Source organism: Acuticoccus sp. I52.16.1 (assembly GCF_022865125.1).
Taxonomy (GTDB): Bacteria; Pseudomonadota; Alphaproteobacteria; order Rhizobiales; family Amorphaceae; genus Acuticoccus.
Genome location: NZ_CP094828.1, coordinates 1,391,818 through 1,404,186 on the forward strand (window position 1 = coordinate 1,391,818; position 12,369 = coordinate 1,404,186).

Annotated in this window: 13 protein-coding genes; 6 read left to right on the forward strand and 7 right to left on the reverse strand. The window is 71.5% G+C overall.

Features of this window, described 5'->3' with window-relative positions; all coding sequences use genetic code 11:
• Window positions 1–101: 101 nt before the first annotated feature.
• Window positions 102–1,232 (reverse strand): YcjF family protein, encoded by a 1,131-nt coding sequence (locus MRB58_RS06260; protein ID WP_244780865.1) that lies wholly within the window; start codon window positions 1,230–1,232, stop codon window positions 102–104.
• Window positions 1,229–2,674, reverse strand: coding sequence for a YcjX family protein (locus tag MRB58_RS06265; protein ID WP_244780866.1), 1,446 nt, complete (start codon window positions 2,672–2,674; stop codon window positions 1,229–1,231). The genes MRB58_RS06260 and MRB58_RS06265 overlap by 4 nt, the downstream gene beginning before the upstream one ends.
• Window positions 2,675–2,819: 145 nt before the next feature.
• On the opposite strand from MRB58_RS06265, the gene MRB58_RS06270 reads away from it, so the two are divergent.
• Together MRB58_RS06270 and MRB58_RS06275 are read left to right on the forward strand one after the other, a co-directional pair.
• A complete protein-coding gene (locus MRB58_RS06270) occupies window positions 2,820–3,710 on the forward strand; it encodes a diacylglycerol kinase family protein (RefSeq protein WP_244780867.1) in 891 nt (296 codons plus the stop codon).
• The gene (locus tag MRB58_RS06275; protein ID WP_244780868.1) at window positions 3,707–4,561 is read left to right on the forward strand and encodes a metallophosphoesterase; all 855 of its coding nucleotides are present in this window, start codon (window positions 3,707–3,709) and stop codon (window positions 4,559–4,561) included. The genes MRB58_RS06270 and MRB58_RS06275 overlap by 4 nt, the downstream gene beginning before the upstream one ends.
• An 82-nt stretch (window positions 4,562–4,643) precedes the next feature.
• Here the strand turns inward: MRB58_RS06275 and MRB58_RS06280 are convergent, their stop codons facing one another.
• The 3 genes from MRB58_RS06280 to mdoH form a co-directional block, all read right to left on the reverse strand.
• Window positions 4,644–5,426: an SDR family oxidoreductase gene (locus tag MRB58_RS06280; protein WP_244780869.1), complete on the reverse strand. Its 783-nt coding sequence runs from the start codon at window positions 5,424–5,426 to the stop codon at window positions 4,644–4,646.
• A 32-nt stretch (window positions 5,427–5,458) separates the two neighbouring features.
• Window positions 5,459–5,806, reverse strand: coding sequence for a VOC family protein (locus MRB58_RS06285; RefSeq protein WP_244780870.1), 348 nt, complete (start codon window positions 5,804–5,806; stop codon window positions 5,459–5,461).
• A gap of 180 nt (window positions 5,807–5,986) precedes the next feature.
• A complete protein-coding gene (gene mdoH, locus MRB58_RS06290; protein WP_371747280.1) occupies window positions 5,987–7,747 on the reverse strand; it encodes a glucans biosynthesis glucosyltransferase MdoH in 1,761 nt (586 codons plus the stop codon).
• Between the two features lie 131 nt (window positions 7,748–7,878).
• On the opposite strand from mdoH, the gene MRB58_RS06295 reads away from it, so the two are divergent.
• The 4 genes from MRB58_RS06295 to MRB58_RS06310 are packed head-to-tail and all read left to right on the forward strand — an operon-like array spanning window position 7,879 to window position 11,107.
• Window positions 7,879–8,883 (forward strand): zinc-binding alcohol dehydrogenase, encoded by a 1,005-nt coding sequence (locus MRB58_RS06295; protein ID WP_244780872.1) that lies wholly within the window; start codon window positions 7,879–7,881, stop codon window positions 8,881–8,883.
• A 3-nt stretch (window positions 8,884–8,886) separates the two neighbouring features.
• A complete protein-coding gene (locus tag MRB58_RS06300; protein WP_244780873.1) occupies window positions 8,887–9,285 on the forward strand; it encodes a 6-carboxytetrahydropterin synthase in 399 nt (132 codons plus the stop codon).
• Window positions 9,286–9,287: 2 nt separating this feature from the next.
• A complete protein-coding gene (locus MRB58_RS06305) occupies window positions 9,288–10,331 on the forward strand; it encodes a glycosyltransferase family 4 protein (protein WP_244780874.1) in 1,044 nt (347 codons plus the stop codon).
• Window positions 10,328–11,107, forward strand: a complete 780-nt coding sequence (locus tag MRB58_RS06310) for a trans-aconitate 2-methyltransferase (RefSeq protein ID WP_244780875.1) — start codon at window positions 10,328–10,330, stop codon at window positions 11,105–11,107. Before MRB58_RS06305 ends, MRB58_RS06310 begins: the two co-directional genes overlap by 4 nt.
• Here MRB58_RS06310 and MRB58_RS06315 read toward each other — a convergent pair.
• Both MRB58_RS06315 and MRB58_RS06320 read right to left on the reverse strand, forming a co-directional pair.
• Complete coding sequence (locus MRB58_RS06315; protein ID WP_244780876.1) at window positions 11,089–11,781, reverse strand: RibD family protein; 693 nt, start codon at window positions 11,779–11,781, stop codon at window positions 11,089–11,091. The two genes, MRB58_RS06310 and MRB58_RS06315, sit on opposite strands and share 19 nt — an antisense overlap.
• Before the next feature lie 17 nt (window positions 11,782–11,798).
• Window positions 11,799–12,344 (reverse strand): cytochrome b, encoded by a 546-nt coding sequence (locus tag MRB58_RS06320; protein WP_244780877.1) that lies wholly within the window; start codon window positions 12,342–12,344, stop codon window positions 11,799–11,801.
• Window positions 12,345–12,369 lie beyond the last annotated feature (25 nt).

Genomic DNA, 12,369 nt, shown 5'->3' on the forward strand with positions numbered 1-12,369 from the left:
TGCGCGGAGCATATAGGGACGCGCGACCGGCGCGACCCGCGCGATGCGACGATCGGCCGGCACCCGCCGCGGGCGGCCGGCCGCCGTCCTCGATGAGGCCGCTACTTGTCGTCCTTGGGGGCGATCTTGGCGATCTCGCTCATGACGTCGTTGATGCGCGGCCGGCGGGTGCCGTGGAACGGCAGCGGGCGCAGCACGTCGAGTGCGGCCAACCCCAGTCGCGCCGTCATCAGCCCGTTGACGATACCCTCGCCGAGGCGGGCGGACAGCTTGGCGGCGATCCCCTTGCCGATCACCTCGCCGATGAGCGAATCGGTCGCCGCCATTCCGCCGGTGACGGCGAGGTGGGCGATGGCGTGGCGCAGGACGCGCAGGAAGCCCAGCGTGCCGGGACGGCCGCCGTAGATCGTCGCGATCTGTCGCACCAGCGACAACGCCGCGAACACCACGTAGGCGATGTCGACGAGGGCGCGGGGCGAGAGCGCGGTGACGGCCGCCACCCGCCGGGCAGACGAGACGATGTGCGTCACCGCCTGGCGATCGAGCGGCGAGAGCACCTCGCGTTCGCCCAGCGCGATGAGGTCGCGACCGTCGATCACCTCGCGCATGTGGCTCTTGAGGGCCTTGCGGCCGCGCGCGGTGGCGGGACGGTCGTCGTAAAGGGCGATGAGATCGGCCAGCACGTCGCGCGCGTCGGCGGGATCGTCGGTGAGGACGGCGTCGTCGGCGCGGCGGCGCAGGTCCTCGATCTGCTTGAGGTGACGGATCGCCAGCCACTCGCGCAGCACCATGCCGACGAGGCCGGCGATGACGAGCGCGGTGAGCACCGCCGCCAGCCAGCCCAGCGCCGGCACGCGGGCGAGCAGATCCTCGACGAAGGCGTAGAGCGAAAGGGAGAGCGCCAGCGCCGCGAGGCCGGAGATGCCGACGGTGAAGACCTTCAGCCAGCTCCAGCGGCGCTTCTTCTTCAGCGGCGCGGGGGTGACGACGGCCTCGCCGCGCGCGTCACCGCGTCCGTCCGCATCGGCGACGGGGTCCGCCTCGCGCCGCCGGCGACCGCCGCGGCGGCCACGCGGGGCGGCGCCGGTCCCGGGCTCGGCCTCGGGCTCGGGCGCTGCCTCGAGCCGCTCGGCGCCGAGCGGCTCGTCCGCGACCGGGTCGGGCTCGAAGATGTCCTCCTCGTCGAACTCCACCTCGTCGATGTCGAATACGATGGGGCGGCGCCTGGTCATTGGAGGCGGTCTCCGATGAGGTACTGAAGGACCCGGTCCAGCCGAATATGGGGCAGCGAGAGCGTCGTGTCGCCCGACGTCTCGATCTTGCCCGGGCGGAAGCGGAGCGTCGTCACGCCGTACTCGTCCCGCGGGGTCTCGAACACCTCGCGCGGATCGTCGGGGAGGTCGCCGGGGAAGAGGCCCACCTCGCGCCGGCCGTCGAACACCCGCTCGCCGATCCGCTCGCCCTCCATCGGGGTTCCGGCGATGGCGAGGAAGGTCTCGCCCGCCCGGGTGACGCTGGCTTCGCGGGTGGCGCGCACGGCGGCCATCGCGGCGACGTCCACCTCGGCGCCGGAGAACTCGGCCGCCTCCACCGCTTCGGCGACGAGGTGCTTGAGGATGCGCTCCAGGCGGTCATGGTCGGCGTGGTGGATGTGGTCGGCCTTGGTGGCGACGAACAGGATCTTCTGGATTCGCCGGTCCACCAGGGCACCGAGGAACGAGAGCCGGCCGGTACGGAAGCAGGCGAGCACGCCCCGCAACGCCCGTCGCAGCTCGTCGAGCGCCTGCGGGCCGCCGTTGAGCGCGGCCAGCACGTCGACCAGGACGATCTGCCGATCGAGCCGGGCGAAGTGGTCTTTGAAGAAGGGGCGCACGACGTGCGTCTTATAGCTCTCGTAGCGCCGCTCCATCATCGCCGCCAGCGAGCCCGCCGGCGGCTCGCCGTCGCTCACCGGCAGCGGCGCGAAGGTGAGCGCGGGGGAGCCTTCCATGTCGCCCGGCATCAGAAAGCGGCCCGGCGGCAGGGAGGCGAGCGCGTCGGGATCGGCCCGCGCGTCCCTCAGATAGCGGGTGAACGCCTCGGCGAGGTGCTGCGCGGTCGCCTCGCTGGCGGGGGCGGCAGGGTCGATCCCCTGGAGGGCGGCGGTGAACGGCGCGGCGTCGGCGGGGCGGCGGGCGGCCTCGTCCATCGCCTCGCGGCACCACTGCGCATAGTCGAGGTTCATCAGCGGCAGGTCGAGCAGCCACTCGCCCGGGTAATCCACCAGGTCGAGGTGCAACCGGCCGGCCCCGAAGCGACGGTTGAAGAGCCGGGCGCTCTCGTATTCGATGGTGACGCGAAGCTGCGCGATCTTGCGCGTGGAGGAGGGCCAGATACGCTCGTCCACCAGCGCCCGGACGTGATCCTCGTAGGGGAAGCGCGGCACCTCGTCGTCCGGCTGCGGGGCGAGACCCGCACTCGACAGGCGCCCTTCGGCGTAGGGCGCGAACAACGGCAGCCGCCCGCCGTGCACCAGATTGTGCACCAGCGCGGCGAGGAATACGGTCTTGCCGGAGCGCGACAGACCTGTCACGCCCAGACGCAAGGTCGGCGAGAAGGCCTCGCCCAGACGCTCGGTGACGGCCTCCGCGGCCGTCCACGCCTCACCACCGATCCGCCGCCACCGCTCGTGCACGTCGTCCCCTCGCTCGTCCTGGCTCCATTAGATGGCAGCGCCCACCGTGAACACCCGTCCGCCGCCGTCGATCACCAAAAACCGGCGAATGGCAACAAATCTGAATGCACAAGCGTTCATGCTCTAGTTCGAACGCGAGACCCCGATGCCGTCGGCTGCCCTGATCTTCAACGCCTCCTCCGGGCGCCACCTCAATTCCGCGAACGCGCTGGCGTCCACCGTCGCCGCGCTGGAACAGGCTGGCCTGACCGTCAACCCCATGCGCGGCGACTTCGGCGCGCAGCTCAAAGCCAGCCAGAAGTCCGAGGACGACATCATCGTCGTCAGCGGCGGCGACGGCACCATCCGCGCCGTGATCGAGGCGCATCGCGGCGGGGGGCGGCCCATCGGCATCCTCCCGGCTGGGACGATGAACCTCCTCGCCTACGACTTCGACATTCCCGAGGACCTCGACGCCGCCGCCGAGGTGATCGCCGCGGGCACCAAGCGTGACGTCGACTACGGGTGCGTCGGCGGGCGGGTCTTCCTGCACACGCTGTTCACCGGGCTCCCGGTGCGCATCGGCGTCCACCGCGAGGCGCGGCGCGGTCACATGCGCCTGGTCGACAGGATCTGGCTCTTCGCGCACGCGCTGACGACGCTGCCGCGGGACCCCAAGATGCTGCTGACCGCGTCCACGCCGACCGGCGAGAAAAAGCTCGACTCGCAGTCCTTCGCCGTGCTGATCGGCACCATCGGCGAGCGGATGCTGCCCCGTCCGCGACGCGATACGGTGGCCGGCGGCCAGATGACCGTGTTCGCGATCCATCCGCACAGCGGGGCGGACGTGGCGCGGATGCTGCTGCGCGGCGCCTTCGGCCAGCTCGCCAGCGACGAGCACGTCGACAAGCTGGTCGCGACCGGGGCCACCATCGCCGGGCCGCGGCGGCGCATGCACGCCATGCTCGACGGCGAGAGCACCCTCATCGCCTCCCCCTGCACGGTCGAGATCGTGCGCGGAGAGATCCAAGTGTTCGCCCCTCAGGAGGTGCCGTGACCAGACTAGCCCAGGTCTCCGACCTGCACTTCGGTTCGGAAGACCCGGCGACGACCGAGACGCTGATCCACGAGCTGAACCGCGCCCGGCTCGACCTCGTCATTCTCTCCGGCGACCTCACCCTCGCCGCCCGCAACGACGAATTCGAGCGCGCGAGAGATTTCATCGACCGCCTCGAGGCGCCGACCCTCTCGGTTCCCGGCAATCACGACATCACCCCCTGGAACATCCCCGAGCGGATGTTCCAGCCCTACAAGCGGTGGCGCCGCCATGTCGGCGAGGATCTGGAACCGACGTGGTTCTCCGACGACGTGGCGGTCGTCGGGCTCAACACCGCGCGGCGCATGCGCTTCAAACTGGACTGGTCGCGCGGCAGCCTGTCGCGCGCGCAGATCCGCGGGCTCGGCGCGCGCTTCGAAGGCGCGGCGCGTCACGCGTTCCGCATCATCGTCGCGCACCACCCCTTCCTCGAGGAGGAGGACGGCGAGTTCGCCACCAAGCCGAAGGCGATCGTGCAGCGGGCGCAGCGGGCGCTGGCCGCGTTCGTGGACGAGCGCGTCGACCTCGTCACCGCCGGCCACCTGCACCGCACCTACGCCGCCGCGTTCCAGACCCCGCCGGCCACCGCCGCCGTGGTCACCGAGGTGGGCGAGCCGCAGCACCGGGTGACGGTGATCCAGGCCGGCACCGCGCTCTCCTCGCGCACTCGCGGCGAGGCGAACGCCTTCAACCTGATCGAGATCGAGGCGGGCCGGATGGAGGTCCACCCGGTCTCGTGGACGGGGGTGAAGTGGGAGCGGGCGGCGGACCCGCTCGTGCGGATCGACCACCCCTCCGCCACCACGCCCTGACGCCGGGCCTCCTCCGCGCCACGAGCGCTGCGCCGCCGTCCGCCGGCTCACCGCCCGCCGACCCGAACCGCGGGAGAAGGCTTCAGAGGCTGGCGGTGATGCCGCCGTCGACGAAGAGGGTATGACCGTTGACGAAGCTCGCCGCGTCCGACGAGAGGAAGACGCAGGCGCCGACCAGCTCGGGCAGGTTCCCCCAACGGCCCTGCGGCGTGCGCCCGGCGAGCCACTTTGAGAACGTCTCGTCCGCCACCAGCGCGGCGTTGAGCGGGGTGTCGAAGTAACCCGGCGCGATGGCGTTGACGTTCAGGCCGTGCCGCGCCCAGTCGGTCGCCATGCCCTTGGTGAGGTTGGCGACCGCGCCCTTGGAGGCGGTGTAGGGCGCGATGCCCGGCCGCGCCAGCGCGGTCTGCACCGAGGCGATGTTGATGATCTTGCCCGCCCCGCGGCCGATCATGTGCCGCGCCACCGCCTGGCCGACGTTGAAGACGCTGGTGACGTTCGTTTTCATCAGCCGCTCGAACGCCTCCGCCGGGAACTCCTCCAGCGGGGCGCGGTGCTGCATGCCGGCATTGTTGACGAGGATGTCGATCGCGGCGCCCTCCGCCTCCGCCGCGTCGACGGCGGCGCGCACCGCGGCGTGGTCCGTCGCGTCAAAGGGGAGCGTGCGCACGTCGGCGCCGGTGGACCGCAGCCGCTCGGCGGCGGCCTCCAACTTTGCGGTGTCGCGGCCGTTGAGGATGACCGCGGCGCCGGCGGCGGCGAGCCCCTCGGCCAGCGCGGCGCCGATACCCTGGCTGGAGCCCGTCACCAGCGCCGTGCGGCCCTGGAGCGAGAAGGCGGACAATCCGTTCGGCAGATCAGTCATCGTTTCCCCGTGCGTGACCTCCGGGTGAGACGTCAACCGTCGTCCCAGAGCGTTCCGTTGGCCTGTAGTCCTGCACGCTGGGGGCCGACGACGCAAAAGCGATGGCCGGTCGGCGCCTCCATGACGGTCCAGCGTGGCCGCGCGTCCACGGTCCGCGCGCCGAGCCGCTCCATGCGGGCGACCTCGGCGGCGATATCGTCGGTCTCGATGTCGAGATGGACCCGGCTCTCGTGCGCGACCGCCTGGAGCAGCACCCGCGGCTCGTTGCCGGCGCCCTGCATAACGGCATACTTGCCGTCGGGGTCGACGGCACCGGGCTGCCCCAGCGCGGCGGACCAGAAGGCAAGCGCGTCGCCAAGGTCCTCGGTCCTGCAATCCACCACGACCACTCCCAGTCGGCTCCGATGGGCCATCACGCGCTTCCCTCTCTCCCTCTGCGGCCGCCACAATAGAGAACATTATCGGAACATCAAGCACCATGGCCCTCTCCCGTCGTGGAGCGGGCTTTGGCGCGCCGCGCACCGGCGACGCTTCGACGAGGAGCGTACCCTCGCCGCGCCTCAGGCGGCCGCGCGGGTGGCCTCGGCGCCGCCACGCCCCCCGCCGATCTGCCGCAGGCGGGCGAGCGCGGGCGGCATCACCGCCTCCTCCGGGATGGCGCAGAGGCCGGCCCGCGTCATCAGCCGGCCGAGCGACGGGTCCGCCGTCAGCACCGCGAACGGGATCGCCAGGACCAGCCCGGCGATCACCGGCGCGGCGAGCCAGAGGATGTCCGGCGCCAGGGCTGCGATCAGCACGCCGAGGGCGAGGCCGAAGACCGTCTGCGGCAAGAAGGTGCGCACCGCCTCGCCCCAGGTGACCGAGCGGACGGCGCGCGGCTGCGCCCCCCAGGCGACCCGCCGGCCGAAGATCAGCGCGAAGGCGAACACCGCGACCGCGAACGCCACCGCCGGCGCCATCAGCATCGAGGCCGTCAGCTCGAAGGCGCCGCCGGCCGCCGCCCGCAGCCGCCCGCCGTAGCGGCGCGACTGCACCGGGCTCGCCACCACCGCCACGAGGCCCATGATCTTCGGCGCGAAGCACATGAAGAGGATCACCCCGACGAGCGCCAGCCCCCACCCGGCCGGCACCGCGGCGCCGTGCACCGCGACCGCGACGGCGCCCAGCAGGATGAACATCATCCACGCCGGCGCGCCGAGATACATGACGATGGCGAGCGCCAGCTGCACGCGGCTGATCGCCTTCAGCCCCGGCATGGCCAGAAGCTGAAAATACTGGAAATTCCCCTGGCACCAGCGCAGCTCGCGGCGGATGAAGTCCGGCAGCGTCGGCGGGTTCTCCTCCCAGCTCTCGCTCTCTTCCGCGATCACCCGCACGTGGTAGCCGGCGCGGCGCATCAGCACCGCCTCCACCTGATCGTGGCTCATGATGTGCCCGCCCAGCGGCCCGGAGCCGGCGAGCTTGGGCAACCGGCAATGCGCCGCGAACGGTGCCATCCGGATCAACGCGTTGTGACCCCAGTAAGGCCCGCAATCTCCCGTCCACCAGACCGAGCCGGCGGTGTAGGCGCGCATCCCGTGACGCATTCCGAACTGGAAGGTGCGCGTGAACATCGAGGTGGAGGGCGTGCCGATCGCCAGTGTCTGAAGGATGCCGATGTGCGCGGCGGCCTGCATCGTGCGCACCAGGCGCAGGACGACGCGTGCGGCGAGGTAGCTGTCGGCGTCGAGCGTCAGGAAGAAGTCGTACTCGGCCGCGTGGGTGGCGCAGAAATCCTCGACGTTGCCGGCCTTGAAGCCGCGATTGTCGCTGCGGCGGCGGTAGTGGATCCGGCCGGCGCGCGCGTTCTCGTGGCGCCAATGGGCGATCTCGTCCGCCTCCGCGGCGGCGATGGCCGGGTCGTCGGTATCGGACAGGACATGGACGTGGAAATGGTCGGCCTCGCCGGCGGCGTCCAGCTCGTCGAACATCAGCCTCAGCCGGCCGATCGCCTCCGCCGGCGCCTCGTTGCGCAGCGTCATGACGATGGCGGTGCGGGTGGTGATGGCGCTGCCCGCCGCCTCGTCGAGCGCCAGCGGGTCGTCCGCGCGCGGACCGCGCACCAGCAGCCACGTGCCGATGACGGCGTTCCAGAACCCGATCGACAGCCACGGCAGCGTGACCACGTAGGCGCCCCACATCAGCCCCTCCCCGAGCCCGATGCCGTCGCCCGCCAACAGCGCCAGCATCGCCCCGGCGAGCCCGGCGACCGTGACCACGTTGAGCAGTGTGAAGACGATCCGCCGCCCCAGCAGGCGCCGTTCGAGATTCACGGGGTGCATTCGCGGAGGGGCGCCGGCCATCATCATCGTCATTTCAGCTACCGTTTCTCGGGATATCGCAGGACGCAGGCCCTGGCGCTGTGCTCGTCGGCACTCGACACGCGCGACACTTCGGATTTAACGACGTCGATATGGAAGAACGTCCCGTCACGACCACCGGGGTGCGACAAGCCACGGCACTCTGGTGCGTGGCGGCGGGACGATATGCCTTGCGCCCCGCCCCGCAACCGCTCGCCGGCGCCGACACCGTCCGCATCGCCGCGCGCTACTCCGCCGTCAGCCGCGGGACCGAGCGGCTCGTCCTCGAAGGGCGTGTGCCGGACAGCGAGGCCGACCGGATGCGATGCCCCAACCAGGAGGGCGAATTCCCCTTCCCGGTGAAATACGGCTACGCAATGGTCGGCGAAATCGTCGACGGACCGGCCGAACGCCGCGGCGAACGCGTCTTCCTCCTGCACCCGCATCAGACCCTCGTCACCGTCCCCGCGGCGGCGGCCGTCGCAGTGCCGCCGGCCGTGCCGTCCCGCCGCGCGACCCTGGCCGCCAATATGGAGACGGCACTCAACGTCGTATGGGACAGCAGGGCCGCACCCGGGGATCATATCCTCGTGATCGGCGCCGGCGTCGTGGGGCTCCTCGTCGCGCGCATCCTGGCGCGGATCCCCGGCACCACCGTCACCGTGATGGACCGCGACGAGGCCAAACGCGGCGTCGTCTCGGCGATGGGCGCCGCGTTCGGTGCGGGCGCCCTGCCCGGCGCGCCGGTGGACGTCGCCATCAATGCCAGCGGCAGCGGCGCGGCGCTGACGGATGCGATCGCCGGCGCGGGCCTGGAGGCGCGCATCGTCGAGGCGTCGTGGGTGGGAGACGGGACGGTCGCCGTCCCGCTCGGCGGCGCCTTCCATTCGCAGCGGCTGACGCTGGTGTCCTCGCAGGTGGGACGCGTGCCGGCCGAGCGCGCGGCCCGCTGGACCACCACGCGGCGGCTTCAAACCGCACTCGCCCTGCTGGACGACCCCGCACTCGACGTGCTTCTGACGCACAATATCGCGTTTGGCGATGCACCCGACTGCCTGCCCCGCCTCCTCACCGACGACGGTCCCCTGGCGATCACGCTCGAATACGTACCGGAGTGAACCATGTACGCCCTCGAAGTCCGCGACCACATCATGATCGCCCACAGCCTGCCCGGTCCCGCCTTCGGCCCGGCGCAGAACATGCACGGCGCGACCTTCGTGGTGGACGCGACCTTCTATTCCGAAGTGCTCGGCCCCAACGACATCGTCATCGACATCGGCCTCGCCACCGAGACGCTGAAGGAGGTGCTGGCCCCGCTGAACTACGCCAACCTCGACGTGCTGCCCGACTTCCAGTCCAAGCGCTCGACCACCGAGGTGCTGTGCCGCTGGGTGTTTGACCGGCTGGCCGCCGCGGCGCGCGACGGCACGCTGGGCGACGACGGGCGCAACGTGACGCGCATCCGCGTGACCTTGAACGAATCCCACATCGCAAAGGCCTGGTACGAAGCCGCGCTCTGAGGATGCGCATCGCCTTCGCGATCCCAGGTGACATCGACGCCCCGTCCGGCGGCTACCGCTACGACCGGCGGATGCTGGGCGAGCTGCGGGCGCTGGGTCACGATGTCACCCACCTGGTGCTGGACGGCGCCTTTCCCGTCCCCACGTCCGCCGAGGCCGCCCGCGCGGCGGACGCCTTGGCGGCGGCCGACGCCGACGTTCTGCTGGTGGACGGTCTCGCCTTCAGCGCCATGCCGGCCGACGCGCTCGGCGGCGTCCAGACCCCCATGGTGGCGCTGATCCACCACCCGCTGGCGCTGGAGACCGGCCTCTCCGCGGCCGCGGCGGCGCATCATCGCGAGATGGAGACCGCCGCGCTCGGCCAGGCGGCCGGCGTCGTCGTCACCAGCCCGCCGACGGGGGAGAGCCTGGTCGCGGCCTATGGCGTCCCCGCGGGCCGAATCAGCGTCGCGGTGCCGGGGCTGGACCCCGCCTGGCACCAGGAACGCCGGCCGGTGGACCCGCCCCTCATCGTAGCTGTCGCCTCGATAATTGCACGCAAAGGTTACGACGTGCTAATCGCGGCGTTGACCGAGATCAGTGACATGCCGTGGCGCTGCGCTATCATCGGCTCCAAAGACTGGGACCCGATCCTGGCTTCGTCGCTCGAAACGTCGATCGAACCGCTGGCAGGCCGCATCATGCTGACGGGTGAACTCGATGAACCGAACATTCGCCGACACTATGCGGACGCGAGCGTCTTCGCGCTCGCGACGCGATACGAGGGGTTCGGAATGGTGTTTCTCGAAGCCATGGCGTCCGGCCTCCCGGTCGTCACGACGCGCGGCGGCGCAGTGCCGACGGTCGTGCCCCCGGACGCCGGCATCCTCGTCGACGTGGACGACGTGGGCGCCTTCGCCGCCGGTCTGCGCACCGTGCTGAGCGATCCCGCCTGCGCCGAGCGCCTCTGCGCCGGCGCCCGCCGTGCCGCCCGGTCCGCCGTCCGCTGGGAGGACAGTGCGGCGGTGATCGCGGCCCGCCTTGCCGAGGTCGTCACCACGCCATGAGCTTCAGCTCGAGCTGGCTCGCTCTGCGCAGCGATGCCGACCGCCGCGCCCGCTCCACCCTGACCACGCGGCTCACCCGCCTGACCGAGCCGATGCGCCGCCCGCTGCGGGTGATCGACATAGGCTCCGGCACCGGCGCGACCGTGCGCGAGCTCTTCCCGCATATCCGCCCCCCGCAGGACTGGACCCTGGTCGACGCCGATCCGGAGCTGCTTGCGATCGCCAAGGCGCAGCTCGCCGGGCACGGCGGGCTGCGCATCGCGACGCACGTCGCCGACCTGCGGGTCGAGCCGCTGTGGACCGAACCGCCGGACGTCGTCACCGCCTCCGCCGTGTTCGACATCACCTCCCAGGAATTCGTCGACCGGCTAGCCAAGGCGCTGGCCGCGCACAAGATCCCCTTCCTGTCGATGCTGACCTACGACGGCCGCCTCGCGATCACGCCCGAGCACCCCTTCGACGAGACGGTGATCGAGGCGTTCAACGCCCATCAGCGGGGCGAGAAGTCGTTCGGGCCGGCGCTGGGACCGGCCGCCGCCGACGCGCTGACCACGGCGCTCCGCGCGGTCGGCGCCACCGTCGAGGAGGCGGACAGCGCGTGGAGCCTACAGTGGCAGCTCGACCCGGAACTGATGCAGGCGACGCTCGACGGGTTCGCGGCCGCCGCGACCGAGATCCTGCCCGAGCGCGCGGACGAGGTCGCCGCCTGGCGCCGGGACCGCAAGACCGTGTCGACGATCTTCGTCGGCCACCGCGATCACTTCGCGACGTTCTGAAGGCCGCCGAGGTCGCAGTCGAAGACGACGTCCCCGCCCGCCAAGGTCGACACCTCGACGGCCGGCCGCAGCGCGCCATCGAGCCGGTCGATCGGCGGTAGCGCGATGCCGATCGGGCCGGAGCCGATGATCATCGGCGCGACCAGCACGGCGATCCGGTCGATGACACCGGCGGCGAGAAAGCCGCTGACGGTCGTCGCCCCGCCCTCCACCAGGACCCGCGTCAGGCCCCGCTCGGCGAGCGCATGCAGCACGGCGGCCGGCGCCAGCGGCTCGCCCTCGGCCGCCGCGCCGGGCGGGATCGTCTCCACCCCGGCCGGATCGTGCGCGTGCGGCGGGCCGAAGACGATGCGCCGGCAACCGTCCTCGCGCAGCAGCTTCAGCGCCGCGCCGGCCGAGCGCCGCCGGTCGATCAGCACCCGCGCCGGATCCCGTCCCTCGACGTGCCGCACCGTCAGCCGCGGGTCGTCCGCCCGCGCGGTGCCGGCGCCGATCACCACCGCGTCCACCTCCGCCCGCAGGCGGTGCAGCAACGTGATCGCCTCCGGGCCGTTGATGTAGTGGGAGTGGCCGGTGGGCGTCGCGATGCGCCCGTCGAGCGACTGGCCGAGCTGGGCCACGACCAGCGGCCGTCCCGCCGCCGCCGCCTCGCGCAGCGCCTCGAGGATGCGCATGCCGCGGCGCCCCGCCGTCACCGGCCGGGCCACATGCGTTGAAACACCCCGTCGCGCTTGACGAGGAGATGGAACAGCGCGCCAGCGATGTGCAGCGCGGCCACGGCGATCAAGACGAACGCCGCCGTCTCGTGCCAGGCGGCGACGAGCTTGTAGGTCTCCTTGTCGGGTGCGGTGAGGGCCGGGAGGGAGAACCAGTCGAACACCTGGCGGGCCGGGAACAGTGACACCGCCGTCCACCCCAGCAGCGGCAACACGACGAGGAGCGCGTAGAGCGCCCAGTGCGTCGCCGCGGCGACGACGCGCTGGAGCGGGTGCAACGGCGGATCGATCGCCGGAGCACCCGCGAGGAGACGGTTGACCAATCGCAAAGTCGTGAACCACAAGATCGTGAAGCCGACGAGCTTGTGGCTGGAATAGAGCCAGTTGGTCAGTGCATCCCAGATGCCGAGGTCGCCGCCGCGGTAGGTCATGAGGAAACCGGTCGCCAGCATGAACAGCACCGCCAAGACGGTAAGCCAATGAAACCCCTTGGCGATCGCCGAATACGAGCCTTGCCTCATCGCTTCGTCCTGCCTCTCGCTCGTG

Bases quoted from the DNA above. Each gene is read 5' to 3' on its own strand.
- MRB58_RS06260 (WP_244780865.1), bottom strand. From the start codon at position 1,232: ATGACCAGGCGCCGCCCCATCGTATTCGACATCGACGAGGTGGAGTTC.
- MRB58_RS06300 (WP_244780873.1), top strand. From the start codon at position 8,887: ATGTACGCCCTCGAAGTCCGCGACCACATCATGATCGCCCACAGCCTG.
- MRB58_RS06270 (WP_244780867.1), top strand. From the start codon at position 2,820: ATGCCGTCGGCTGCCCTGATCTTCAACGCCTCCTCCGGGCGCCACCTC.
- MRB58_RS06305 (WP_244780874.1), top strand. From the start codon at position 9,288: ATGCGCATCGCCTTCGCGATCCCAGGTGACATCGACGCCCCGTCCGGC.
- MRB58_RS06280 (WP_244780869.1), bottom strand. From the start codon at position 5,426: ATGACTGATCTGCCGAACGGATTGTCCGCCTTCTCGCTCCAGGGCCGC.
- MRB58_RS06315 (WP_244780876.1), bottom strand. From the start codon at position 11,781: ATGCGCATCCTCGAGGCGCTGCGCGAGGCGGCGGCGGCGGGACGGCCG.
- MRB58_RS06310 (WP_244780875.1), top strand. From the start codon at position 10,328: ATGAGCTTCAGCTCGAGCTGGCTCGCTCTGCGCAGCGATGCCGACCGC.
- MRB58_RS06320 (WP_244780877.1), bottom strand. From the start codon at position 12,344: ATGAGGCAAGGCTCGTATTCGGCGATCGCCAAGGGGTTTCATTGGCTT.
- MRB58_RS06295 (WP_244780872.1), top strand. From the start codon at position 7,879: ATGGAAGAACGTCCCGTCACGACCACCGGGGTGCGACAAGCCACGGCA.
- mdoH (WP_371747280.1), bottom strand. From the start codon at position 7,747: ATGCACCCCGTGAATCTCGAACGGCGCCTGCTGGGGCGGCGGATCGTC.